This is a genomic window from Burkholderia seminalis (genome assembly GCF_001718535.1).
In the GTDB taxonomy this organism is placed as follows: Bacteria; Pseudomonadota; Gammaproteobacteria; order Burkholderiales; family Burkholderiaceae; genus Burkholderia; species Burkholderia seminalis.
Genome location: NZ_CP013398.1, coordinates 2,028,578 through 2,053,818, shown reverse-complemented (window position 1 = coordinate 2,053,818; position 25,241 = coordinate 2,028,578). Strand labels below are relative to the sequence as shown.

Here is a 25,241-nt window from a genome sequence, read left to right as displayed (position 1 = left end):
GAACTCTAACTCCTAACCTTGTTCCTGCCATGTCGAAAACCGTATCCCCATCCTCCTCCGCCGGTCCGCTGACGATCGGGCAAGTCGCCGAACTGACGGGCGTGTCGACGCACACGTTGCGGTACTACGAGCAGGCCGGGCTGCTGCGCGCGATTTCGCGCACGGCGGCCGGGCACCGGCTCTATGCGCCGGCCGACCTTGCCGGGCTGGCCTTCGTGATGCGCCTGAAGGCGACCGGCATGCCGATCGCGCAGATCCAGGCGTTCGCGGTGCTGCGCGAGCAGGGCGAGTCGACGTTCGGCGCGCGGCGCGACTTGCTGGTCGCGCATCGCGACGCGGTGCGCGCGCATATCGCGGAGCTGCAGGCGAACCTCGATGCGATCGGCGACAAGATCGCGTACTACGAGGCGCAGGAACGGGAAACGGAACGACGGGCGAAACCTTCTCTCTCTTTATCGGAACAGGACGGACACGATGGAACGACTCGTTGAGGATCGCTACACGCGCGGCTGGAACAAACTGAAGGAAATCGACGGCGAAGCGGGCGAACGCGTGATCGCGGCGCTGGCGCCGATCGCGCCGGACTTCGCGCGGCTCCTGGTCGAATTCAGCTTCGGCGACATCTACAGCCGGCCGCAGCTCGACCTGAAAGCGCGCGAAATCGCGACGATCGCGGCGCTGGCCGCGCTCGGCAACGCGCAGCCGCAGTTGAAGGTGCATATCGAGGCCGCGCTGAACGTCGGCTGCACGCGCGACGAGATCGTCGAGGTGTTCATGCAGATGGCCGTGTATGCGGGGATGCCGGCCGCGCTGAACGCGTTGTTTGCCGCGCACGAGGTGTTCAAGCGGCGCGACGAAACGGCCGGCGTGACGGACGATGCGAACGAAGCGGCCGGGCAGCCCGCATGACGGAGCGTGCGCCCGCGCGTCACGCGCGGTGCGGTGCGACGATCCGGTACTTCGCGATGCGCCGGTACAGCGTCGCGCGCGACATGCCGAGCGCCTGCGCGGCCGCGTCGGGCCGCCAGCGATGCGCGGTGAGCGCGGCGACGATGCGGCCGCGTTCGTCGTCGGGCAGTGCGCCCGGCGGAGCACCGCCGAGTTGAGCGGCGAGCTCGGCCGGCAGGTCGCGCCGCGTCACGCGCGCGGCGTCGCACACCGCGCACGCGTAGCGCAGGACGTTGCGCAGTTGCCGCACGTTGCCGGGCCACGCGTACGCGGCGAGGTGTTCGGCGAGCGTCGGATCGAGCGTGAGCACGTGGCCGGTCGCCTGCGCTTCCTCGGCGAACACGGCGGCAATCACGTCGCGCACGTCCGTGCGTGCGCGCAGCGGCGGCAGTTCGAACGTCGCGCCGCTCAGGCGGTAGTACAGGTCTTCGCGGAAGGTCCCGTCGGCCACCATCCGCGCGAGATCGCGGTGCGTCGCGCAGATCACGTCGAGATCGACGCGCACGGGCGTATCGCTGCCGAGCGGCACGACCTCGCCGTCGGCGAGGACGCGCAGCAGGCGCGTCTGCAGCGCGAGCGGCATGTCGCCGATTTCATCGAGAAACAGCGTGCCGCCGTCGGCGAGCGCGATCTTGCCGCGCGCGCCGTGCTTGCGTGCGCCGGTGAACGCACCGGCCGCATAACCGAACAGTTCGCTCTCGATCAGCGCGTCGGGCAGCGCGCCGCAGTTGACGGCGACGAACGGCCGCGCGCGCCGTGCGCCGGCGTCGTGGATCGCGCGGGCGAACACCTCCTTGCCCGCACCGGTTTCGCCCAGCACGAGAATCGGCAGCCGTTTGCTCGCGACCCGCAGCGCGAGTTCGGCCTGTTGCGCGATATGCGCATCGCTGCTGTGCAGGAACGGCGTCAGCGCGCCGACGTTGCGCGGCGCGGTGCCCGCGCGGCGCGATACGGTGCCGGGCTCGCGGCCCGCGCGTCGTAGCGGCGCCCGCAACCGCGCATAGAGCGGTGCGCCGGTGGCGCGCAGCCGCAGCGCGACGATCGTATCGAGCCGCGCGGCGTCGCGCAGCGGCATCTCGGTCGCATCGAAGATCTCGTCGATATGGCGCGGCTCGCGCAGCGCCGGCAGCGCGTCGCGTGCCTGCCGGTTCGCGGCGACGATGTTGCCGCATTCGTCGAACGCGATCATCCATTCCGGTTGCGCCTCGACGTAGTGACGGTTCGGATGCCCGAACAGGATCCAGTGCTGCGCGGTGCTGTGCACGAAGTAGCCGTCCTCGATCAGCGCCGCGCTTTGCCGCACGAGCTGGTAGACGAGGCGCTGGCTGTCGCGGCCGTCGGGCGAATGCACGGCCGACGCGTCGAGCACGCCGATCAGTTCGCCGCCCGGCGAGAAGATCGGCGCGGCGCTGCAGGTGAGCGTCGTGAACGCCGCGCGAAAGTGATCGGTCTTGTGCACGGTGATCGGCGCGAGATCGGTCAGCACGCTCGCGACGCCGCAGGTGCCTTCCTCGCTTTCCGACCAGCACGAGCCGATGTGCAGCCCCGCATGGCGGAAGTCGTTGCGGCGCTCGCGGTCGATCCGGTAGTCGATCGTCACGCCGTGCGCGTCGGTCAGCATCACGCAGTAGTCGGCGACGCGGATCATGTCGTGCAGCCGCGTCAGGCATTGGCCCGACGCGCGCAGGAACGCCTCTTCCTTGTCGCGCACTTCGCGCAGCTCGGCCGCGGTCAGCACACGCGGGCCGATCGACGAAGCGGGGTCGAGACGGTAGCGCTCCAGCGACCGTTGCCACGACGATACGAGGCGCGCGGAGTCGGCCGGCGCGGGCAGGCGTCCGGCGAGCGCGCCGAGCACGCGGTCGGCGTGCTGGGCCTGGGGAACGGCGTAGGGCATGGTCGGCTCCGGTTCCGTACGGCGGGGAATGCGATGTTCTTGTAGCACATCCCGTTCGGCGGATCACATTGCATCGCAGCACGCGGCCGGCGTGAGACGTTCGTCTCACCGGTCGCTCGCCGTGTCGCGCGCGCGTGAGACATCCGCATGCACGGCGCACGGTGGCCGTCCGGCTGGCCGACGCCCGCGTCGAGCCGCGCGCGTGCGGGGTTTGCGGGCAGGGCGGCGCGCAAGCGCAGAGGCCGGGGCGATCGTTTCGTCGCATCGGCTGCGTGAGACGCACGGGTGGATTCGCCAGGTGCCGTGTCGCCACGGTCACGAAGCGCGAACGCGTGCCTGCCTGTCGCGCCAGTGTGCACGCGGGTTCCGCGGTCGTCGCAGCGACGATGGCACGCCGCTTGCAGAGATCACGGGCAAGCCGATGCGGTCGCGTCGGCGACGACGATCCGCCGCCCGTCGATGGCAGCGGACGACACAGACCGGGCCGGCATGGCCGGTCCACTGGATGGAGACGAACCCGTGACGACGCCCGTTACCGTCGGCGTGATCGCGAACCCCGCATCGGGGCGCGACATCCGCCGCCTCACGACGCATGCATCCGTGTTTCCGACGGCCGAGAAGGCGAACATGATCGTGCGCCTGCTGGCCGGCCTCGGTGCGATGGGCGTCGAGCGCGTGCTGACGCTGCGCGACCGCACGGGCATCGCGACGCTGCTACTGCGCGCGATCGACACGCATCGCGCGGTCGCGCCGCACGAACGCTGGCCCGAGGTCGAGTTCGTCGACCTGCCGATCACCGATACCGTCGCCGACACGCAGGCCGGCGCCGCGTACCTGCACCGGATGGAAGTCGCGCTGATCGTCGTGCTCGGCGGCGACGGTACCCATCGCGCGGTGGCCGCGCATTGCGGCGCGACGCCGCTCGTCGCGCTGTCCACCGGCACCAACAATGCGTTTCCCGAACATCGCGAGGCGACCGTCGCCGGCGTCGCGGCAGGGCTCGCCGCGACCGGCGCCGTGCCCGCCGAGGTCGCGTTTGTGCGCAACAAGCGGCTCGTCGTGCGCTGTGCGGCGGGCGCGCAGCCGGGGCGCGAGGAGATCGCGCTCGTCGACGTGTGCGCCGCGCGGCAGCGCTTCATCGGCGCACGTGCGATCTCCGGGTCCGACGACCTCGACGCGCTCTACCTGACCTTCGCGGAACCGGACGGCATCGGGCTGTCCGCGCTCGGCGGCGCGTGGGCGCCGCTCGAACGCAGCGCGCCGCACGGGCTTGCGATGCGCTTCGCGGAAGCCGGCAAGGCAGCCGGCACGCCGCTCGTCGCGCCGATCGCGCCGGGGCGCGTCGATCGCGTCGTGATGCGCAGTTGCGAGCGGCTCGAGCCGGACACGTGGCAGGTGATTCCGTTCGAACGCGGCACGCTCGCGTTCGACGGCGAGCGCGAGATCGAGGTCGCGTGCGGCGAGCGCTACGAAATCTCGCTCGACTGGCGCGGACCGCTGACGGTCGACGTCGGCCGCACGCTGCGCTACGCGTCGTCGCGGCAATTGCTGCGCAGCGCCGGCGCGTGGCGCGACTGAGCATCCGGTTTGATGCAGGACGCTTCGCCATCCAGCACGATTTTCAAGGAGACATCGTCATGACAACCGTTCTCGAAGGACAGGTCGCCATCGTCACTGGCGGCGCGCGCGGCATCGGCCGCGGCATCGCGCTGACGCTTGCCGGCGCGGGCGCCGACATCCTGCTGGCCGACCTGCTCGACGACGCGCTCGACGCCACCGCGCGCGAGGTGCGTGCGCTTGGCCGCCGGGCGGCGGTCGCGAAGGTCGACGTCACGCAGGCCGCGCAGGTCGACGCGATGGTCGCGCAGGCGCTCGCCGAACTCGGCGGGCTCGACATCCTCGTGAACTGCGCGGGCGTGATCAGCATTCATCCGGTCGCCGAACTGACCGAGCGCGACTGGGATGTCGTGATGGACGTGAACGCGAAGGGCACGTTCCTCGGTTGCCGCGCGGCGCTCGCGCACCTGAAGGCACAGGGTCGCGGCCGGATCATCAACGTCGCGTCGATCGCGGGCAAGGAGGGTTTTCCGAATCTCGCGCACTACAGCGCATCCAAATTCGCGGTCGTCGGCTTCACCAACGCGCTTGCGAAGGAACTCGCGCGCGACGGCGTGACCGTCAACGCGATCTGCCCCGGCATCGTCCGGACCGACATGTGGGACCGGTTGTCCGACGCATGGAAGACCGACGGCGAAACGGTCGAGCAATCGTGGCAGCGGCACCAGTTGACGCTGATCCCGCAGGGCCGCGCGCAGACGCCGGAGGACATGGGCCGGCTCGCGCTGTTCTTCGCGACGATGGACAACGTGACGGGCCAGGCCGTGAACGTCGACGGCGGTTTCACGTTCCATTGACGGCCGCCGGCCGTGCAATCCGCCGCCGCGGCACGGACGCGGCGGCATTCGCAGTCAAACCTACCAGGAGACACACATGACCGCTTCGACCCAGCTCAGCAGGGACACGCTGCTGGACGCCTACCGGCTGATGCGCACGATCCGCGAATTCGAGGAGCGCCTGCACGTCGAATTCGCGACCGGCGAGATTCCCGGCTTCGTTCACCTGTACGCGGGCGAGGAGGCGTCCGCGGTCGGCACGATGCTGCATCTCGGCCTCGCCGACTACGTTGCCACCACGCACCGCGGTCACGGCCATTGCATCGCGAAGGGCGTCGACGTGCACGGGATGATGGCCGAGATCTACGGCAAGAAGACGGGCGTCTGCCACGGCAAGGGCGGCTCGATGCACATCGCCGACCTGTCGATGGGGATGCTCGGCGCGAACGGGATCGTCGGCGCGGGCGGCCCGCTCGTGTGCGGCGCGGCGCTCGCGGCGAAGCACAAGAAGACGGGCGGTGTCGGCGTGTGCTTCTTCGGCGACGGCGCGTCGAACCAGGGCGTGATCTTCGAATCGATGAACCTGGCGTCGGTGTGGCGCCTGCCCGCGATCTTCGTCGCCGAAAACAACGGTTATGCGGAAGCGACGTCGTCGAGCTGGTCGGTCGCGACCGACAACATCGCCGACCGCGCGAACGGGTTCGGGATGCCGGGCGTGATCGTCGACGGCTTCGACTTCTTCGCGGTGCACGAAGCGCTCGGCGAAGCCGTCGAGCGCGCGCGCAACGGCGGCGGCCCGACGCTGGTCGAGGTGAAGTTCACGCGCTATTTCGGCCATTTCGAAGGCGATGCGCAAACCTATCGCGCGCCGGGCGAGGTACAGAAGCTGCGCGACGAGAAGGACTGCCTGAAGCATTTCGAGACGCGTGTCGTGCGCGCCGAAGCGCTGACGACGGCCGACCTGCGCGCGGTCGACGCGCAGGTCAAGGCGCTGATCGACGACGCGGTCGCGCAGGCGAAGGCCGCGCCGGTGCCGGATGCCGCCGACCTGCTGGCCGACGTCTACGTGTCGTATCCGTGAGCGCGGCCTGACATCGCGGCCTGACATCGCGGCCGGCACGGCAAACCGAACATTCCAGGAGACAGACATGGCAAGGAAGATCACTTATTCGCAGGCGATCAACGAAGCGCTCGCGCAGGAAATGGCGCGCGACGACAGCGTGATCGTGATGGGCGAGGACAACGCGGGCGGCGCGGGCGCGCCGGGCGAGGACGATGCATGGGGCGGCGTCCTCGGCGTGACGAAAGGGCTGTTCCACAAGTTTCCGGGCCGCGTGCTCGATACGCCGCTGTCGGAGGGCGGCTACATCGGCGCGGCGGTCGGCGCGGCCGCATGCGGGATGCGGCCCGTCGCGGAACTGATGTTCATCGATTTCATGGGCGTGTGCTTCGACCAGATCTTCAACCAGGCCGCGAAATTCCGCTACATGTTCGGCGGCAAGGCCGTGACGCCGGTCGTGATTCGCGCGATGTACGGCGCCGGGTTGCGCGCGGCCGCCCAGCACTCGCAGATGCTGACGTCGCTGTTCACGCACATTCCCGGGCTGAAGGTCGTGTGCCCGTCGACGCCGTACGACGCCAAGGGGCTGCTGATCCAGGCGATCCGCGACAACGATCCCGTGATCTTCCTCGAACACAAGCTGCTCTATACGCGCGAAGGCGACGTGCCGGAGGAGTCCTATGCGATTCCGTTCGGCGAGGCGAACGTGGTTCGCGACGGTGACGACGTGACGATCGTCACGTATGGCCGGATGGTGCATCTCGCGATGGACGCGGCCGCGAAGCTCGCGAAGGACGGCATCCAGTGCGACGTGATCGACCTGCGCACGACGTCGCCGCTCGACGAGGAGACGATTCTCGAAAGCGCGGAACGCACGGGGCGCGTGGTGGTCGTCGACGAAGCGAATCCGCGCTGCTCGATCGCGACCGACATCGCCGCGCTCGTCGCGCAGCGCGCGTTCCATTCGCTGAAGGCGCCGATCGGGCTCGTCACCGCGCCGCATACGCCGGCGCCGTTCGCGAGCGTGCTGGAAGACCTGTACATCCCGTCCGCCGATGCGATTGCGCAGGCGGTCCTGAAGACGAGGAGCTGACACGATGTCGATTCACATGATCACGATGCCCAAGTGGGGGCTGTCGATGGAGCAGGGGCAGGTCAACGGCTGGCTGAAGGCGATCGGCGAACGCGTGACGAAGGGCGATGAGCTGCTCGACGTCGAGACCGACAAGATCTCGTCGGGCGTCGAGTGCGCGTTCGACGGCACGCTGCGCCGGCAGGTCGCGCAGGAAGGCGAGACGCTGCCGGTCGGCGCGCTGCTCGGCGTCGTCGCGGCCGCCGAGGCGAGCGATGCCGACATCGATGCGGCGATCGCCGACTTCCAGCGCGATTTCGTGCCGAGCGCCGCCACCGACGAGGCTGCCGGCCCGCAGCCCGAGAAGGCGCAGATCGGCGGCCGCACGGTGCGCTTCCTGAAGCTCGGCGACGGGGCAGGCACGCCTGCCGTGCTGATCCATGGCTTCGGCGGCGACCTGAACAACTGGCTGTTCAATCACGCGGAACTCGCCGCGCACCGGCCGGTGTGGGCGCTCGACCTGCCCGGTCACGGCGAGTCGGGCAAGGCGCTCGATACGGGCAGCCTCGACGAACTCGCCGATGCGGTGCTCGCGCTGCTCGATGCGCAGCACATCGAGCACGCGCACCTGATCGGCCATTCGATGGGCGGCGCGGTCGCGATGGCGGCGGCCGAGCGCGCGCCGCAACGGGTCGCGTCGCTGACGCTGATCGCGAGCGCGGGGCTCGGCACCGACATCAACCGTGCCTACATCGACGGCTTCGTCGCCGGCAACAGCCGCAACACGCTGAAGCCGCACCTCGGCGCGTTGTTCGCCGACCACGCGCTGGTGACGCGGCAGCTCGTCGAGGATCTCGTCAAGTACAAGCGGCTCGAAGGCGTGCAGGCCGCACTGGAGAAGATCGCGAACGCCGCGTTCGACGGCGCCGCCCAGCGGCGCGTGTTCCGCGACCGGCTCGCGACGCTTGCGCCGCGCACGCTCGTGATCTGGGGCGAGCGCGACCAGGTGATTCCCGCCCAGCATGCGCGGGGCCTGCCTGACGGCGTGCGTGCCGAGGTGATCGCCGGCAGCGGGCACATGGTGCAGATGGAGGCGGCCGCCGACGTGAACCGCCTGATCGTCGCGTTTCTCGGAGCGTGACGATGGCTGCCGCGCCCGAACGATCTAGCCTCACGGCGCTCGGCCAGCCGGGCGCGCGCAGCCGCGACAAGCTCGCGCGCATTCCGGTGCGCGTCGAGCCCGCGGCCGGCGCGGCGCTGCCGAAGCCGTCGTGGCTGCGCGCGCGGCCGATGATGAGCGCGGCGGTGGCCGACATGGCCGCCGTGCTGCGCGAGCATCGGCTGCATTCCGTCTGCGAGGAGGCGATGTGTCCGAACATCGGTGAATGCTTCGCGCAGCGCACCGCGACCTTCATGATCATGGGCGGCCTGTGCACGCGGCGCTGCCCGTTCTGCGATGTCGCGCACGGCCGTCCCGAGCCGCTTGATCCCGACGAGCCGGCACGGCTGGCCGCCGCGGCCGCCGCGCTCGGGCTGCGCTACGTCGTGATCACGTCGGTCGATCGCGACGACCTGCGCGACGGCGGCGCCGCGCATTTCGCCGCGTGCATCGCGGCGGTGCGCGCGAGCGTGCCCGGCATCGGTGTCGAGGTATTGACGCCGGACTTCCGCGGCCGCGTGGCGCGTGCGCTCGATGCGCTGTCGACGGCCTGGCCGGACGTGTTCAACCACAACGTCGAGACGGTGCCGTCGCACTATCGCGCGGCGCGGCCGGGCGCCGACTATCGCGGTTCGCTCGACCTGCTCTTGCAGGCCAAGCGCGCGCGGCCGGGGCTGGTGACGAAGTCGGGATTGATGCTCGGGCTCGGCGAGCGTGACGACGAAGTGCGCGACACGCTGCGCGACCTGCGCGCGCACGACGTCGACGTGCTGACGCTCGGCCAGTATCTCGCGCCGTCGGCGCACCATCTGCCGGTGCGGCGTTACGTGAGCCCTGAGGCGTTCGCCGCGTGGCGCGGCGAGGCGCTCGCACTCGGTTTCAGGGAAGTCGTCGCCGGCCCGCTCGTGCGGTCGTCGTATCACGCGGCCGACGTGCTGGAGGACGCGTAGCGGGCCGTGCGTCAGGCGGCGGTGGCGGCGGAGGCGTGCGCACGACTCACGCGGCGCAGGTACAGCACGAGCCCGGCGCCCGCGAGCATCAGGCTGACGGTGTTCGCGAACCAGAAGCCGCGCGCGCCCGTCAGCCATGCGGGAGCGATGCCGCCGACGTCGAAGCCGAGCACGTAGCCGCCGCTCAGGCCGATGCCCCACAGCGCGACCGCATAGATCACGGTCGGCACGACGGCGACCTTGTACGCGCGCAGCACGAACGCCGACGTGACCTGCAGCGCATCGAAGCAGTGGTAGCACGCGACGATCGCGACGAGCGGCATCGCGGCCGCGGCGACGGCCGGGTTCGGCGTATAGCCGCCGATGATCAGCGGGCGCAGCGTGAACACGAGCACGCCGTAGGCGGCCGCCACGCCGCACGCGAACATCACGCTGTGCCGGCCGAGCAGCCGCGCTTCTTCCGGGCGCCCGGCGCCGAGCGCGCGCGCGACCAGTGTCGACGCCGCCACGCCGATCGACAGCGGCGTCATGTACAGCACCGCGCCGATGTTGCCGGCGATCTGGTGGCCGGCGAGCGTCGTCGTGCCGAACTGCGCGATGAACAGCGCCATGCAGGTGTACGACGTGACCTCGATCAGGTACGACAGGCCCATCGGCACGCCGAGCTTGAGGATGGCCTTCTGGCGTGCCCAGACGGGCCAGCAGAAGCGCGAGAAGATCGCGAGCGGCGCGAACACGTCGAGCTTCGCGAGCAGCGTGTAGCCGATCAGCGCGAGCGCCCAGTTGATCAGCGTGCTGGCGAGCCCGCAGCCCGGGCCGCCCAGGGCCGGCACGCCGAACCCGCCGAAGATGAACCACACGTTGAGCGGAAACTTGAGCAGCAGCGCGCCGATCTGCAGGATCATCGCGAGCCGCGGCTTGCCGGCCGCGTTGGTCAGCGCGTTGTAGATGCGAAAGACGAGGCTGGCGGGCAGCCCGTACGACAGGATGCGCAGGTAGTCGACGGTGCGCTCGTGCAGCGCGGCAGGCGCATGCGCGATGCGCAGCAGCGGCTCGGGAAAATGCAGCAGCAGGAAGCCGGGAATCGCGAGCAGCAGCGCGAGCCACAGCGCCTGGCGTACTTCCTCGCCGATTTCGGCATAGCGCCGCGCGCCGTACAGCTGCCCGGTGATCGGCTGCAGCGCGGACAGGATGCCCGTCAGGCCGATATAGATCGACACGTAGATCGACGACCCGAGCCCGAGCGCGGCGAGATCGACGGCCGAATAGCGGCCGACCATCGCGGTGTCGATCACGCCGAACGCGATGATCGCGAGCTGGCCGACGAGCACCGGCCACGCGAGACCGACGATCCGGCGGATGTCGCCGAACATCGTCAATCGGCCGCCTGGCGGCGCGGCGGACGCCGCTTGACGGGCGTCTTCGGCCGCTCGATGCGCTCGTACAGGCGGAAGCGCTCATCGCGGTCGGCGACGCGGCGGCCTTCCCACACGAGGCGCCACACATACTGCGACATCGCGCTCGGCTCGCCGAAGTCCGAACGATCCTGGCGCAGGATCACGTCGCAGTCGCCGGAGAAGTCGAAGTGCATGTTGCCGAAATACGCGAAGGTCGCGATCTGCGCATCGCCGAGCCGCACGGGCGAGATGCACTCGTAGTCGGACGGCAGGTGCACGGCGATCTGTTGCGCGACATCGCGATAGGTCCGGCCGTAGTTGACGATCGGCAGCCACAGCGTCATCAGCAGCACCCACATCAGCGTGGTGCCGGCGCCCGACAGCACGACGCTGCGCCACAGCACCTTCGGCTGTCGCGAGATGCGCCAGCGCGCGAGGAAGCACCAGCACACCGTGACGATCACCGCGCAGATGAACGACAGGATCTTGAAATGCGGTTCGTAGCCGGGCACGAGCCGCGCGAGGTTGCGTGCGAGCGGATGCGGGAAGCCCGTGAGCGAGGCGAGCCATACGAGCCATACGAAGGTGCCGAGGATCGTGAAGCTCAGCACCGCGAACCAGTCGATCGCATTGATCGCGCCGCGCTTGAGGGTCGGCAGCGCGAACGTCGCGAGCACCGCGAGCGGCGGCAGCAGCAGCATGTACATGCGGTTCGACTGCTGGCTTTGCAGGATCACGAGCGCGACGAGCGGCACGGCAACCGACAGCGGAATCGCGATGTGCGCGCGGCGGCGCATGCCGGCCCAGCTCCACCAGGCCCAGATCGCGAGCGGCCACGCCGGCCACGTGAACAGCGGCAGGTTCTTCGCCGCATAGCCGAGCACGGCGGTCGGCGGCCCCGAGAAGCGCATCAGGCTGCCGTGGATCCACTGGTTGAAGAACCAGGCGGCGTCGTCGGGCGCCGCGATGAAGGCGGCGAGCGGCCACAGCGCGAAGATCGCGGCCGCGAGCGGCACGCCGACCAGCGGCAGGCGCAGGTTGCGCATCTCGGGCGTGACGAGCCACAGCGCGGCCGTGCCGGCGAGCAGCGCGGCGACCAGCACGGGGTTGCCCGACAGCGCGACGAGGCCGATCGCGACGCCCCACCACAGCGCGCCCTGCAGCGGCTTGTCGATGCCGCGCACGATCCCGTAGACGAGCATCGCGATCCACGCGAACTGCGCGAGCTGCGGCGTCGTTTCATGGCCGCGTTCCGCGAGGCCGAAGCACGCGACGAGCACCAGCAGCGCGCCGTCGGCGAGCGTGCGGCCGTAGTCGCGCGGCTCGGGTTCGCCGCCGAATGCGTATTTGAACGGCTGCACCTCGGCGCGCCGGCCGAGCAGGTAGGCCGCGTACCAGACGAAAGCGCACGCGACGCAGAACAGCACGCCGGTGTCGACGCGCGACGCGTTGCTGGCATCGACCCACGGGCCGAGGCCGCGGATCGACAGCGCGCCGAGCCAGTAGCCGAGCGGTCCGTCGGTCGTGATGAACTTGCCGACCAGGTTCGGCAGCAGCCAGTCGTGCCAGCTGCCCTTGGCCATCGTCCACATCACGCCGAAGCCCGCCGCGTCCTCGTTTTTCCACGGGTCGCGGCCGAACAGGCCGAACGCCGCGTAGACGAGGCAGAGCGTGAGCAGCAGCCAGCGCGGGAGCGCGCGCGTGGCGGAGGCGGTGAGACGGACGACAGGCTTCATGCAGATGAGCGTTTTGTTATGGGCGGGCGCCTGGCGCGGTTGCGCGCGGGCGAGCCGGTTTCGAGCATCCGGCATTGTAGACGCGCCGGCCGCGCCGCGTCAGGTCGATGCCCGGACGCTTCCGGGCGAGCAGAGACGAAAAAGGGCAGCCTGGGCTGCCCTTTTGTGCGATGCCGATGCGAAGCTTACTTCGCGATCTTGCCGCTGGCGCGTGCGCCGAACTTGTTCTTGAACTTCTCGACACGGCCTGCCGTGTCCATGATCTTTTGCTGACCCGTGTAGAACGAGTGCGATTCCGACGACACTTCGATCTTGGCGAGCGGGTAGGTCTTGCCTTCGTGGTCGATGGTTTCACGCGTCTGGATCGTCGAGCGCGTGATGAACTTGAAGCCGTTCGACATGTCTTGGAAGACGACTTCGCGGTAGTCCGGGTGAATGCCAGGTTTCATGATTTTCCTTGGTGAGAGCGGTAGCCAACCCGCCGCTTGCCGTGCCTTGCCGCCCAAACTGGCGCGATTCGGTTGACGTCAAGCCCGGCGCGAGCCACTTGCCTAAGGTCGAAAAACGGCGATTATGCCAGAAAATCAGATGGTTGACGAATAATTTTCACGGCGCGTCGAGTGCGCCGGTGCCGGCCGGATCCTGCCGGTAGTAACGCGCGAGCAGCCGGTACAGCTCCGGAAATTCGGACTCGAACGCTTTCGGCCGCACGAACAGCGCCTCGCTGCACACCGCGAAGAACTCCGACGGGTGGTCGGCCGCATACGGATCGATCAGCGAGTCCCGCTCGAAGCGCGCCCATGCACGGTCCGGCACCGCATCGACGCGTGCGCAGAACTGGTCGTACGCGTGTTCGAACACGTCGGCCCAGGCCTGCGCGTCGAGGTGCGGCGCGTGCCAGCGGCGAAATAGGGGCGGATAACCGTCGGCCGCGCCGTTGACCATGTCGATCTTGTGCGCGAATTCGTGGATCACGACGTTGTACGCGTCCCGGCCGTCCGTCATCTGCGCGTCTTCCCACGACAGGATCACCGGCCCGCCTTCCCAGGCCTCGCCGCTCGCGTCCTGCTCGACCTCGTGGACGACGCCGTCCTCGTCCTGCACGGTCTTGCGGATCACGAATTCGCCCGGATACACGACGACGCCGACCCAGCCGTCGTACAGCGACAGGTCGAGATTCAGCACGGGCAGGCAGGCCTGCGCAGCGATCGCGACGATCATCTCGTCGGTCAGCGCCAGCCCGTGCGCGGTCGAGAACGATTTCTTCGCGATGAACAGGCTCGTCAGCTCGCGCAGCCGGCCGAGCGCGTCGGGCGCCAGCGCCGCGAGGAACGGCAGGCGCTCGACGGTGTCCTGCCACAGCGTGTCGGAGATCGGGTGGCTGCGCAGCGCGCGGTCGCGGCGGCGGTCGTCGAACCAGCGGGTCAGTTTTGAAAGCATGGAGACGGCTGACGATAATCCAAAGCCTGTCTTTTAACTCAATCGATCTCTTTTTGCCATGCCGCGAAGACGCCGCCGACCAGCGCGACGCCCGCCAGGAAGTAAAACCCGTCGAGCGATGCGAGGAACGATGCCTGTTGCGCGACCATTCGCGCGATCGACGCGATCGCGAGGGCGTGCGCCTCGTTCAGCGCGTGGCCGGCGGCGGCGTAGCTGTGCGTCAGCGCGTCGGCGGTCTGCTGGAACAGCGGGTCGAACACGTTCGCACGCTCGACGAGCCGCGTCTGGTGCACGGCGACGCGGTGCTGCTCGACGATGATCACCGACGACGTCGCGAACGAGATCGTCAGTTGCCGCACGATGTTCTTCAGCCGGTAGCCGTGCGTGTATTCGTCGATCGCGAAGATCCGGAACGTCAGGTTCGCGACCGGCAGCACGATGAAGAGCAGCAGCAGCCCGCGCAGCAGCAGCGGGACGATCAGCGCGGCCTCGCCGACCTGCGGCGTCATGCGCGTCATCCATAGCGCGGCCGCGACGGCGATCGCGAACCCCGGCACGACGAACCACTTCTTGTGCGCGACGAGTTTCGCGTAGCGCAGGTACGCGAACAGCGCGGTGGCCGAAATCAGCGACATCGTGCCCACCAGGCGGCCGGCGTTCTCGACCGGATAGCCGAGCCCGCCTTCGAGAAAGCGCGACGTCAGGTAACTGAACCCCGTCGTCTCGTAGTAATAGAACATGTAGAGCAGCAGCCCGACCTGGAAGGTCCGCTCGCGAAACGCATGCAGCCGCACGAGCGGCGTCGGGTGGTTCCACTGGTGATACGCGAACCACGCGAGCGCGCCGACTCCCGCGATCGTCAGCAGGATCAGCATCGGTGAACCGCTGTAGAGCTGGTAGTGCACCTGCTGCAGCACGATCTGCAGCGCGCCCTGCGCGAGCGCGAATACGACGTACGGCCAGAAGTGTCCCGAGCCGCGTTCGTCGTCGGGCGTGCGGCCCGAGTCGGGCAGCGTGAGCAGCGCGAGGATCGCGAAGGCGATGCCGGCCGGTGCCGTGCACGCGAACAGTGCACGCCAGGTCGAATGCGCGACGAGCAGTCCGCCGACGATCGGCGCGAGCGCGCTGCCGAGCAGGATCATGATCAGGAACGCCCGCGTCGCGGGCGGCCGTTCCTGCGGCTTGAAGCTGATCTGGATCAGGATCCGGCAGGCGCCCATCATCGGGCCGATGAAATACCCCTGGAAACCGCGCGCGAACGCGAGTTGCAGCGATGTGTCGGCGAGCGCCGACGCGATCGCGCCGCACGAGAACATCAGCATGCAGCCGGCGACGTAGCGGCGATGGCCGAGCCGGTCGACCCACCATTGCTGCTGCAGGATGCCGAGCACGGCCGTGACCGCGTACGCGCTCGACGACCAGACGAGTTCGTCGGGCGATGCGTTGATGCCGCCCGCGATGTAGCTCGCGAAGAACGAGAAGACCGCGTTGTCGAAATAGTCGATGCCGGTGACGAGCGCGAGCGCCCACGGAAACAGGTCCGTGCGCAGGTTGGCGCGGCTCCACAGCGGCGCTCGGCCGGGCACCGCATTCATTCGCGATCCTTGCGGGGGCGTCGCGTGCCGGCTTCGGCCCGCCGCTGCGCGATGAGCGCGTCGGGGTTTTCGCCGGCGAGGCGCCGTTCGACGTAGTCGATGTCGTGCTGCAGTTCCTTGCGCAGTGCGACGGCTTCCTTCAGTTCGCGCTGGACGGCCGCGATCCGCCGGTCGAGCGTGTCGATCTGTTCGGCGAGGCCCGTGCGGATGTCGCGCAGCGACGCGTCCGAATAGCGGCGCCGGCCGTCCCCCGTTTCTTCCAGCGGGCGCTTCAGCATTTCGGTGATGCCGTGCAGCGAGAAGCCGAGCGCGCGCAGCCGCAGGATGCGCGCGAAACGCTCGAGATCGGCTTCGTCGTAGAGGCGGTAGCGGCCTTCGCTGCGCGACGGCGTGACGAGCCCGCGCTCTTCGTAATATTTCAGCGTGCGCGGCGTGACGCCGAGCCGCGAAGCGGCGTCGCTCACGGTCAGCAGTGCGGGGGAGGTGTCGTTCGGCATCGGGCGTCGGAGGGGCGGGCGATGACGCGATTATAGATCAACCTGTACGTTCACGTTCAGGTTGAGGCGAAAAAACGGCCGCCGGGCTGGATGCGCGGGCGGCCGTTTTGCGAGGCGAGGGCGATCAGCCGCCGCGACGCATCAGGTCGAAGAACTCGGAGTTGCTCTTCGTCTGGCGGATCTTGTCGAGCAGGAATTCCATCGCCTCGACTTCGTCCATGTCGTGGATGAACTTGCGCAGCACCCAGATCTTTTGAAGGATCTCGGGCTTGATCAGCATTTCTTCGCGACGCGTGCCCGACTTGTTCAGGTTGATCGACGGGTAGACGCGCTTTTCCGCGAGACGGCGCTCGAGGTGCACTTCCATGTTGCCGGTGCCCTTGAACTCTTCGTAGATCACGTCGTCCATGCGGCTGCCGGTTTCGATCAGCGCGGTGCCGATGATCGTCAGCGAACCGCCTTCCTCGATGTTGCGCGCCGCGCCGAAGAAGCGCTTCGGACGCTGCAGTGCGTTCGCGTCGACACCGCCCGTCAGCACCTTGCCCGACGCCGGGATCACGGTGTTGTACGCGCGGGCGAGACGCGTGATCGAGTCGAGCAGGATCACGACGTCGTGCTTCATTTCGACGAGGCGCTTGGCCTTCTCGATCACCATTTCGGCGACCTGGACGTGGCGCGTGGCCGGTTCGTCGAACGTCGAGGCAATCACCTCGCCGGCGACCGAGCGCTGCATTTCGGTCACTTCTTCAGGGCGTTCGTCGATCAGCAGCACGAACAGGATCACGTCCGGGTGGTTCTGCTTGATCGCGTGCGCGATGTGCTGGAGCATCACGGTCTTGCCCGACTTCGGCGACGCGACGAGCAGGCCGCGCTGGCCCTTGCCGATCGGCGCGATCATGTCGATGATGCGGCCCGTGACGTTTTCTTCGCCGCGCATTTCGCGCTCGAGCGACAGCGGCTTGTTCGGGTGCAGCGGCGTGAGGTTCTCGAACATGATCTTGTGTTTCGAGGCCTCGGGCGGCTGCCCGTTGACTTTGTCGACCTTCACCAGCGCGAAGTAGCGCTCGCCGTCCTTCGGCGTGCGGACTTCACCTTCGATGGTGTCGCCGGTGTGCAGGTTGAAGCGGCGGATCTGCGACGGGCTGATGTAGATGTCGTCGGTGCTGGCGAGATACGACATTTCCGGCGAGCGCAGGAAACCGAAGCCGTCCGGCAGCACTTCGAGCGTACCGTCGCCGAAGATCGTCTCTCCCGTCTTGGCGCGCTTTTTAAGAATGGCAAACATCAACTCCTGCTTGCGCAGGCGGTTCGCGTTTTCGATCTCCAGGCCATTGGCCATTTCGATCAGTTCGGAGACGTGCAGAGACTTGAGCTCGGATAAATGCATACGGAGAACCCGCCAGGGAGGAGAAGCGACGAAAGAAATAAGGGAGGAGGGCGAGCGGAAGCGCTCAGAGACTTAAATGCGTCTTGTCGACGTTTTTTAATTCTAGCATAGGCCGATTCGCGCTTGAGCGAGCGATCGGCGGCTTGGCGACGGACGTGTTGCCGGCTGACAACACGTCCGTGAGCCTGCCCGTATTACAGGTGGCTGTCCAGGAATGCGGTGAGCTGCGACTTCGACAGCGCGCCGACCTTCTGCGCGGCGGCCGCGCCGTTCTTGAACAGGATCAGCGTCGGGATGCCGCGCACGCCGAACTTTGCGGGCGTCGCCTGGTTGTCGTCGACGTTGATTTTCGCGATCTGCAGCTTGTCGCCGTAGTCCTTCGCGACTTCGTCGAGGATCGGGGCGATCATCTTGCACGGGCCGCACCATTCGGCCCAGAAATCGACGAGCACGGGCTTGTCGGACTTGACGACGTCCTGTTCGAACGATGCGTCGCTGATGTGTTTGATCTGTTCGCTCATTGGGTCAATACCTCTTACGGTTCGGGGACTGCCTGCTTGCGCGTTGCGGCGTACCGGCCGCCGTAGGCTGCCGGCCGCTGCGGCAGGTCACTCCGCTCCCCGGAAAGGAGAGGCGTGGGCGCTGCATGCCGCGGCTCGCGGGTCGTTCGGGCGTCATATTAGCCTAAATTGCTATCTGCTGCGGGCGGCGATAGTAGCCGCTACGCGAGTAGGGGTACGACGCGGCGTTCGACCGTTGTGCCACGCAGGTGGAGGCTGGCCGGCGGATTACAAGGGGCGGGTGCGCATGTGCGTCGTGCGAACGGATGGCGCGCCGGTTTGCCCGGCGATATTTGCATTGAGGCGAACAAACGGTCGCATTTGTCCGGGAGCGGTGATAGAATATGCCGTGACGGGCCTCCTCGCATGGTGGGGCGGTGAACCTGGTCAGGTCGGGAACGAAGCAGCCACAATCGTTTTCCGCCAGTGCCGAGGGTTGGGCTCGTCACCTTCCTTCTCGCCCCGTTCGCCGGGCGTTTTTTATTTCCGCGTCACACTCCGTTCGACCCGTACCTTGCCCGTTCTCCGCACCGTTTCGCGTGTCGGCGCGACGCAGCGTTACTGATACAATTTCCCGATGACCTATCAAGTTCTCGCACGCAAGTGGCGTCCGAAGGATTTCGCTTCGCTCGTCGGCCAGGAGCACGTCGTCAGGGCGCTCACGCACGCGCTCGACGGCGGGCGTCTCCATCACGCCTATCTGTTTACCGGAACCCGCGGTGTCGGCAAGACGACGCTGTCGCGGATCTTCGCCAAGGCGCTCAACTGTGAAACCGGCGTCACGTCGCAGCCGTGCGGCGTGTGCCGCGCCTGTCGCGAGATCGACGAGGGCCGTTTCGTCGACTACGTCGAAATGGATGCCGCGAGCAACCGCGGCGTCGACGAGATGGCCGCGCTGCTCGAGCGCGCGGTGTACGCGCCCGTCGATGCGCGCTTCAAGGTCTACATGATCGACGAAGTGCACATGCTGACGAACCACGCGTTCAACGCGATGCTGAAGACGCTCGAAGAGCCGCCGCCGCACGTCAAGTTCATCCTCGCGACGACCGATCCGCAGAAGATTCCCGTCACCGTGCTGTCGCGCTGCCTGCAGTTCAACCTCAAGCAGATGCCGGCCGGGCACATCGTGTCGCATCTCGAGCGGATCCTCGGCGAAGAGCGCATCACGTTCGAGCCGCAGGCGCTGCGTCTGCTCGCGCGTGCGGCGCAGGGCAGCATGCGCGATGCGCTGTCGCTCACCGACCAGGCGATCGCCTATTCGGCGAACGAAGTGACCGAGTCGGCCGTGTCGGGCATGCTCGGCGCGCTCGACCAGACTTACATGGTGCGCCTGCTCGACGCGCTCGCGGCCGGCAGCGGCCCCGAAATCCTGACGATCGCCGACGAAATGTCGCTGCGCAGCCTGTCGTTCTCGACCGCGCTGCAGGATCTCGCGAGCCTGCTGCACCGGATCGCGTGGGCGCAGTTCGCGCCGGGATCGGTACTCGACGAATGGCCGGAAGCGGCCGACCTGCGCCGCTTCGCGGAGGCGTTGAGCCCCGAGCAGGTTCAGCTGTTCTATCAGATCGCGACGGTCGGTCGCGCGGAGCTCGGTCTCGCGCCGGACGAATATGCCGGTTTCACGATGACGCTGCTGCGGATGCTCGCGTTCGAGCCGGCTGTTGCCGCCGGCGGTGCGCCGGGCGGCCAGCCGTCCGTGCCGCGTGCCGTGCCGGCTCCGCGCGCTGCCGCGGCATCGGCCGCTGCGGCGAAGCCGGTGTCGGCTGCGCCCGCCGAGGCGGCGCGTCCGCCGGCTGCGGCGGCTGCGCCGATCGTCCCCGCCGCGCGTCCGGCGCCGGCTCGATCCGGCGAAGAAGCCAGCCCGCCGGCGGCGAAGCCGGTTGCCGTTCAGGTGCAGGCGCCTGCGTCGGTCGACGCACCTGTCGTCGAAACGCAGCCGGCTGGAACGGATGTCGCGCAGCAAGCGGCGCCGGCCAGCGACGTGCCGCCACCCGCCCGCAACGAACCCGAGCTGCCCGCGGCCGGCGTCGCCGCGGTTGCATCGCGAATCGAGGAGCCGGCCGCACCGGCCGCGCCGGCACCGCGCGCTGCGTCGCCGGAACCGGCTGCCCGTCCGGCCGCGCGCGCAGGCGGTGCCGCCGCCGCGCTCGACGTGCTGCGCAATGCAGGAATGCGCGTGTCGTCCGATCGCGGGCGTGCGGGCGCCGCGCCGAAGCCGGTCGCCCAGCCGGTCGTCGAAAAGCCGGCCGCGCCGCGTCCCGCCGTGCAGGTGCCGACGCCGCGTGCTGCCGCCCGTGCGCCGCAGGCTGCCGATGCGCGCCCGACGTCGCCGCCGTGGGAGGACATCCCGCCCGACGACTACGTGCCGCTCAGCGCCGACGAGATGTTCGGCGGCCCTGACGACGGCTTCGTGCCGGTGTTCGACAGCGGCCCCGACGATGTGCGCGTGACGCCGAAGCCGGCGGAAGCGCGTCCGTCCGCGCCGGTCGACACGCGCCCGTTGCCGCCCGCGATCGCGCTGGATCCGGTCGGTTTCGACGGCGAATGGCCGGCGCTGGCCGCGCGCCTGCCGCTGAAGGGCGTCGCGTACCAGCTCGCGTTCAACAGCGAACTGACGGCCGTCGATGCGACCACCCTGAAACTTTCGGTGCCGGTGCCGCAGTACGCGGACGCCGCGCAGGTGGCGAAGCTGAAGGCGGCGCTGGCCGATGCGCTCGGCAAGCCGGTCGAGGTAGCCGTCGAGGTCGGGCCCGCGCGGCGCACCGCGGCGGCGCTCGACGCGGCCGCGCGCGCGGCACGCCAGCGCGAGGCCGAGCAGGAGATTCACGGCGATCCGTTCGTCCAGCAGCTCGTGCGCGACTTCGGTGCGCGCATCGTCGACGGCTCGATCCGTCCGCTCGCCGATTCGGCGCCGGACGGCGTGCCGCCGACGCTGCATTGAACTGACCGCCCCGCGACAGGCACAATCACGCCCCGCACACATTGGCCGGCACGCGCCGCGTGCCGGTTTTCACACGATCAAGAAGGAGTATTCCCATGTTGAAAGGCAACCTCGCCGGACTGATGAAGCAAGCGCAGCAAATGCAGGAAAACATGAAGAAGATGCAGGAGCAGCTTGCGCTGATCGAAGTCGAAGGGCAGTCGGGCGCCGGCCTCGTCAAGGTGACGATGACGTGCCGCAACGAAGTGCGTCGCGTCGCGATCGACCCGAGCCTGCTCGCGGACGACAAGGACATGCTCGAGGATCTCGTCGCCGCGGCGTTCAACGACGCGGTGCGCAAGGCCGAAGCGACGTCGCAGGAAAAGATGAGCGGCATGACGTCGGGCCTGCCGCTGCCCCCGGGCTTCAAGCTGCCGTTCTGAGCGCGGCGTCCGTGCCACCGTTTGCCGCCGTATGAAACAGCCGTCCGCCCTGTCCGCTCTCGTCGAAGCGTTGCGCGTGCTGCCCGGTGTCGGGCCGAAATCCGCGCAGCGCATGGCGGTCCACCTGATGCAGCACGACCGCGAGGGCGCGGAGCGGCTCGGCCGGTCGCTGCTGTTCGCGACCGAGCACCTGCAGCACTGCGAGAAGTGCAACACGTTCACCGAAGCGCAGATCTGCGAGGTCTGCAGCGACGAGGAGCGTGATCCGACGCTGCTGTGCGTCGTCGAGACGCCTGCCGATCAAATCATGCTCGAGCAGACGATGACGTACCGCGGGCTGTATTTCGTGTTGATGGGGCGACTGAGCCCGCTCGACGGGATCGGCCCGAAGGAAATCCATTTCGACCGCCTCGTGCGGCGCGCGTCCGACGGTGTCGTCAAGGAGGTCGTCCTCGCGACCAACTTCACGAACGAGGGCGAAGCCACCGCCCATTACCTCGGCCAGACGCTGAAGGCGCGCGGCCTCGCGGTCACGCGTCTCGCGCGAGGCGTGCCGGTCGGCGGCGAGCTCGAATACGTCGACGCGGGCACCATCGCCCGCGCGATGCTCGATCGCCGCACGATGTAAGCCGGGCGCCGCCGGCAGGCGGCGCCGTTCCTCATGCCAGGGAGACACATGAGCACCACCCAGGGCCCGCTCGCGGGCGTCAAAGTGCTCGAATTCGGAACGCTGATCGCGGGGCCGTTCGCGTCGCGGCTGTTTGCCGAATTCGGCGCGGAAGTGATCAAGATCGAGGATCCGAACGGCGGCGACCCGCTGCGCAAGTGGCGCAAGCTCCACCCGGAGCAGGGCGGCACGTCGCTGTGGTGGTCCGTCCAGGCGCGCAACAAGAAATCGGTCACGCTCAACCTGAAAGCCGACGCCGGCAAGGCGATCGCGCGTCAGCTCGCGAGCGAGGCCGACATCGTGATCGAAAACTTCCGTCCGGGCCTGCTCGAGAAGCTCGGGCTCGGCTACGACGTGCTGTCGGCCGACAACCCGGGCCTCGTGATGGTGCGCCTGTCCGGCTACGGTCAGACGGGCCCGTACCGCGACCGGCCCGGCTTCGGCGCGATCGCCGAATCGATGGGCGGGCTGCGTCACATCACCGGTTATCCCGATCTGCCGCCGCCGCGCATCGGCATCTCGATCGGCGATTCGATCGCCGCGCTGCACGGCGTGATCGGCGCGCTGATGGCGCTCCATCACCGCAAGGTCAACGGCGGCGCGGGGCAGGTGGTCGACGTTGCACTGTACGAGGCCGTCTTCAACATGATGGAAAGCGTGGTGCCCGAATACGGCGTGTACGGGATGGTGCGCGAGCGCACCGGCGCGTCGCTGCCGGGCATCGTGCCGTCGAATACCTATGCGTGCCGCGACGGCAGCATCGTGATCGGCGGCAACAGCGACCCGATCTTCAAGCGGCTGATGAAGGCCATCGAACGCGACGACCTCGCCGACGATCCCGCGCTTGCGCAAAACGACGGGCGCGTGCCGCGTACGCGGGAGATCGACGACGCGATCGCCGCGTGGCTCGCGCCGCGCACGATCGACGAGGCGCTCGTCGTGCTCAACGCGGCCGACGTGCCGGCCGGGCGCATCTACAGCGCCGCCGACATGTTCACCGATCCGCAGTTCGTCGCGCGGCAGATGATCCAGCGTTTCAAGCTGGCCGACGGTACCGACATTCCGCTGCCGAACATCACGCCGAAGCTGTCGGATACGCCGGGTGAAACGCGCTGGCTCGGGCCGGAACTCGGCGAGCATACGGACGAGGTGCTGCGCGGCCTCGGCTACGACGCGCAGGCGATCGCCGCGCTGCGCGAAGCGGGCGCGATCTAGGGGAAGCGCCCGCGGACCTGTCGCGTCGCGCCAGATCCGCGACGGGACGGCTTTCGAGAAGGAAAACCCGGGGCAGCCACGCGTTTTCCCGGGCATGCGGAAGGCCGCCGCGCAATGCGGCGGCGCACCGTGCGCGCATGCGTGCCCCGTCCGTCCGCGCTCGCCGGACTGTCGCTCTCGCGCCATCTTTCCTCGGTTACAATCGCCGGATGCGAATCCTACTCAGCAACGACGACGGCTATCTTGCCCCCGGTCTCGCCGCGCTCAGCGAAGCGCTGCAGCCGCTGGGCGAGCTCACGGTGATCGCGCCCGAGCAGAACTGCAGCGGCGCGTCGAATTCCCTCACGTTGTCGCGGCCGCTGTCGGTGCAGCGTGCGGCGGGTACGGGTTTCTTCTACGTGAACGGCACGCCGACCGATTCGGTGCACGTCGCGTTGACGGGGATGGCCGGCGCGAGGCCGGATCTCGTCGTTTCCGGAATCAACAACGGCCAGAACATGGGCGAAGACACGCTCTATTCAGGGACAGTTGCGGCCGCCACCGAAGGCATCATGTTCGGCGTGCCGGCCATCGCCTTCTCGCTGGCCGACAAGGGTTGGGCCCATCTGGCGGACGCCGCGCGCGTCGCCGCGGAAATCGTCGAGCACTACCTCGCGCATCCGCTGCCGGGCAACCCGCTGCTGAACGTCAATATTCCGAACCTGCCGTACGACGCGCTGAAGGGCTGGCAGGTCACGCGCCTGGGCAAGCGTCATCCGTCGCAGCCGGTGATTCGCCAGACCGACCCGCGCGGCGAGCCGGTCTACTGGATCGGCGCGGCGGGCGCGGCGCTGGACGCGAGCGACGGCACCGATTTCCACGCCGTCGCAAACGGTTTCGTGTCGATCACGCCGCTGCAGCTCGACCTCACGCATACGCAGATGCTGCCCGCGACGCGCGAATGGGCGCGCGCCGGAGGGCGGGCTTCATGAGCGGCGAGCGCGCGAAGCGGTTTCCGCTCGCGCTCGAAGATCTCAAGCGAGCGCCACGCAAATCGGAAGGTCGGACCGGTGAACGCCATGCGGCGGGCGCGGTGTCGAAGGCGGCCGACAAGCCCGCTGCCGTGCTGAAACCGGTTGCGGTAAAGCCCGCTGCCGGGCGGTCGGCGTTGCCCGGTCCCGTCGCCGCGAAGCCCGCGACCGCGCCGAAGCCGACCGCGCCGAAGCCCGCGATGCCGAAACCGGCTGCGCCGAGCGTCGCGCCGGCCGGCGCGTTCGCGCTCACGTCGGAACGGGTGCGCGAGCGGATGGTCGAACGACTGCGTGCGAACGGTGTGACCGACGCGCGCGTGCTGGACGCGATGGCCGCGGTGCCGCGCCACATGTTCGTGGATCCGGGGCTCGCGACGCAGGCCTACGAGGATTCGGCGTTGCCGATCGGCCACCAGCAAACCATTTCCAAGCCGTCGGTCGTCGCGCGCATGATCGAGCTCGCGATGGCCGGCCGCACACTCGAGCGCGTCCTCGAGATCGGCACGGGATGCGGCTATCAGGCCGCCGTGCTGAGCCACGTGGCACGCGACGTGTATTCGATTGAACGCATCAAGCCGCTCTACGAGCGCGCCAAGCTGAACCTGCGGCCGCTGCGCGTGCCGAACATCCGTCTGCACTACGGCGACGGGCGTGTCGGCCTGCCGTCCGCGGCCCCGTTCGACGCGATCGTGATCGCGGCGGCGGGGCTCGACGTGCCGCAAGCGCTGCTCGAGCAGCTCGCGATCGGCGGGCGGCTCGTCGCGCCGGTCGGCGCGCAGAGCGGGCAGCACCAGGTGCTCACGCTCGTCGAGCGCGTCGCGCACGCGCAATGGCGAGAGTCCCGGCTTGATCGCGTTTTCTTTGTCCCTTTAAAATCCGGAGTGATTTGAAACCG

At 68.6% G+C, this 25,241-nt stretch carries 23 protein-coding genes and 1 other RNA gene; 15 read left to right on the top strand and 9 right to left on the bottom strand.

The window, feature by feature from the left end; all coding sequences use genetic code 11:
• Positions 1–29 precede the first annotated feature (29 nt).
• Positions 30–491, top strand: a complete 462-nt coding sequence (locus WJ12_RS09265) for a MerR family transcriptional regulator (RefSeq protein WP_034188662.1) — start codon at positions 30–32, stop codon at positions 489–491.
• Positions 475–909, top strand: a complete 435-nt coding sequence (locus WJ12_RS09260) for a carboxymuconolactone decarboxylase family protein (RefSeq protein WP_034188661.1) — start codon at positions 475–477, stop codon at positions 907–909. The genes WJ12_RS09265 and WJ12_RS09260 overlap by 17 nt, the downstream gene beginning before the upstream one ends.
• A 19-nt stretch (positions 910–928) precedes the next feature.
• Here the strand turns inward: WJ12_RS09260 and WJ12_RS09255 are convergent, their stop codons facing one another.
• Positions 929–2,845 carry a sigma-54-dependent Fis family transcriptional regulator gene (locus tag WJ12_RS09255; RefSeq protein ID WP_069245637.1) on the bottom strand — a complete coding sequence of 639 codons (1,917 nt, stop codon included), beginning with the start codon at positions 2,843–2,845 and terminating at the stop codon, positions 929–931.
• A 519-nt stretch (positions 2,846–3,364) separates the two neighbouring features.
• Between WJ12_RS09255 and WJ12_RS09250 the strand changes: the two genes are divergently transcribed.
• The 6 genes from WJ12_RS09250 to lipA all read left to right on the top strand — a co-directional run bounded on the left by WJ12_RS09250 (position 3,365) and on the right by lipA (position 9,479).
• Positions 3,365–4,423, top strand: coding sequence for an ATP-NAD kinase family protein (locus WJ12_RS09250; protein WP_069245636.1), 1,059 nt, complete (start codon positions 3,365–3,367; stop codon positions 4,421–4,423).
• Positions 4,424–4,482: 59 nt separating this feature from the next.
• Positions 4,483–5,259 carry an SDR family NAD(P)-dependent oxidoreductase gene (locus WJ12_RS09245; RefSeq protein WP_034188658.1) on the top strand — a complete coding sequence of 259 codons (777 nt, stop codon included), beginning with the start codon at positions 4,483–4,485 and terminating at the stop codon, positions 5,257–5,259.
• A gap of 76 nt (positions 5,260–5,335) precedes the next feature.
• Positions 5,336–6,319, top strand: coding sequence for a thiamine pyrophosphate-dependent dehydrogenase E1 component subunit alpha (locus tag WJ12_RS09240; protein ID WP_034188657.1), 984 nt, complete (start codon positions 5,336–5,338; stop codon positions 6,317–6,319).
• A 67-nt stretch (positions 6,320–6,386) separates the two neighbouring features.
• Entirely contained in the window at positions 6,387–7,391 is a 1,005-nt protein-coding gene (locus WJ12_RS09235; protein WP_034188656.1) for an alpha-ketoacid dehydrogenase subunit beta, read from the top strand.
• A 4-nt stretch (positions 7,392–7,395) separates the two neighbouring features.
• Entirely contained in the window at positions 7,396–8,511 is a 1,116-nt protein-coding gene (locus tag WJ12_RS09230; protein WP_049030975.1) for an acetoin dehydrogenase dihydrolipoyllysine-residue acetyltransferase subunit, read from the top strand.
• A 2-nt stretch (positions 8,512–8,513) separates the two neighbouring features.
• Positions 8,514–9,479: a lipoyl synthase gene (lipA, locus tag WJ12_RS09225; protein WP_059561620.1), complete on the top strand. Its 966-nt coding sequence runs from the start codon at positions 8,514–8,516 to the stop codon at positions 9,477–9,479.
• A gap of 11 nt (positions 9,480–9,490) precedes the next feature.
• On the opposite strand, the gene WJ12_RS09220 is transcribed toward lipA, so the two are convergent.
• The 8 genes from WJ12_RS09220 to trxA form a co-directional block, all read right to left on the bottom strand.
• Positions 9,491–10,852, bottom strand: coding sequence for an MATE family efflux transporter (locus WJ12_RS09220; RefSeq protein ID WP_034188653.1), 1,362 nt, complete (start codon positions 10,850–10,852; stop codon positions 9,491–9,493).
• Positions 10,853–10,854: 2 nt separating this feature from the next.
• Positions 10,855–12,687: an ArnT family glycosyltransferase gene (locus WJ12_RS09215; RefSeq protein WP_156444825.1), complete on the bottom strand. Its 1,833-nt coding sequence runs from the start codon at positions 12,685–12,687 to the stop codon at positions 10,855–10,857.
• Positions 12,688–12,797: 110 nt separating this feature from the next.
• Positions 12,798–13,061: a type B 50S ribosomal protein L31 gene (locus WJ12_RS09210; protein ID WP_034188651.1), complete on the bottom strand. Its 264-nt coding sequence runs from the start codon at positions 13,059–13,061 to the stop codon at positions 12,798–12,800.
• A 157-nt stretch (positions 13,062–13,218) separates the two neighbouring features.
• Positions 13,219–14,052, bottom strand: a complete 834-nt coding sequence (locus WJ12_RS09205; RefSeq protein ID WP_034188650.1) for a M90 family metallopeptidase — start codon at positions 14,050–14,052, stop codon at positions 13,219–13,221.
• Positions 14,053–14,090: 38 nt separating this feature from the next.
• On the bottom strand, positions 14,091–15,647 hold the full coding sequence (locus WJ12_RS09200) for an MFS transporter (RefSeq protein ID WP_034188649.1): 1,557 nt from the start codon (positions 15,645–15,647) through the stop codon (positions 14,091–14,093).
• The gene (locus tag WJ12_RS09195; RefSeq protein WP_034188648.1) at positions 15,644–16,144 is read right to left on the bottom strand and encodes a MerR family transcriptional regulator; all 501 of its coding nucleotides are present in this window, start codon (positions 16,142–16,144) and stop codon (positions 15,644–15,646) included. Before WJ12_RS09195 ends, WJ12_RS09200 begins: the two co-directional genes overlap by 4 nt.
• A 124-nt stretch (positions 16,145–16,268) precedes the next feature.
• Positions 16,269–17,531: a transcription termination factor Rho gene (gene rho / locus WJ12_RS09190; protein ID WP_006478662.1), complete on the bottom strand. Its 1,263-nt coding sequence runs from the start codon at positions 17,529–17,531 to the stop codon at positions 16,269–16,271.
• Between the two features lie 194 nt (positions 17,532–17,725).
• On the bottom strand, positions 17,726–18,052 hold the full coding sequence (trxA, locus tag WJ12_RS09185; RefSeq protein WP_006402348.1) for a thioredoxin TrxA: 327 nt from the start codon (positions 18,050–18,052) through the stop codon (positions 17,726–17,728).
• A 390-nt stretch (positions 18,053–18,442) separates the two neighbouring features.
• On the opposite strand from trxA, the gene ffs reads away from it, so the two are divergent.
• The 7 genes from ffs (at position 18,443) to WJ12_RS09150 (ending at position 25,236) form a co-directional block, all read left to right on the top strand.
• An RNA gene (gene ffs / locus WJ12_RS09180) (signal recognition particle sRNA small type) lies at positions 18,443–18,541 on the top strand.
• A 127-nt stretch (positions 18,542–18,668) separates the two neighbouring features.
• Positions 18,669–21,032 carry a DNA polymerase III subunit gamma/tau gene (locus WJ12_RS09175; RefSeq protein WP_059561615.1) on the top strand — a complete coding sequence of 788 codons (2,364 nt, stop codon included), beginning with the start codon at positions 18,669–18,671 and terminating at the stop codon, positions 21,030–21,032.
• A gap of 95 nt (positions 21,033–21,127) precedes the next feature.
• Complete coding sequence (locus tag WJ12_RS09170; protein WP_014896896.1) at positions 21,128–21,454, top strand: YbaB/EbfC family nucleoid-associated protein; 327 nt, start codon at positions 21,128–21,130, stop codon at positions 21,452–21,454.
• A 31-nt stretch (positions 21,455–21,485) separates the two neighbouring features.
• Positions 21,486–22,082, top strand: coding sequence for a recombination mediator RecR (gene recR / locus WJ12_RS09165; RefSeq protein ID WP_006478665.1), 597 nt, complete (start codon positions 21,486–21,488; stop codon positions 22,080–22,082).
• 48 nt (positions 22,083–22,130) lie between these two features.
• Positions 22,131–23,336: a CaiB/BaiF CoA transferase family protein gene (locus tag WJ12_RS09160; protein WP_059561612.1), complete on the top strand. Its 1,206-nt coding sequence runs from the start codon at positions 22,131–22,133 to the stop codon at positions 23,334–23,336.
• Positions 23,337–23,545: 209 nt separating this feature from the next.
• Entirely contained in the window at positions 23,546–24,307 is a 762-nt protein-coding gene (gene surE, locus WJ12_RS09155) for a 5'/3'-nucleotidase SurE (protein ID WP_034188645.1), read from the top strand.
• A complete protein-coding gene (locus tag WJ12_RS09150) occupies positions 24,304–25,236 on the top strand; it encodes a protein-L-isoaspartate(D-aspartate) O-methyltransferase (protein ID WP_034188975.1) in 933 nt (310 codons plus the stop codon). The genes surE and WJ12_RS09150 overlap by 4 nt, the downstream gene beginning before the upstream one ends.
• Positions 25,237–25,241 lie beyond the last annotated feature (5 nt).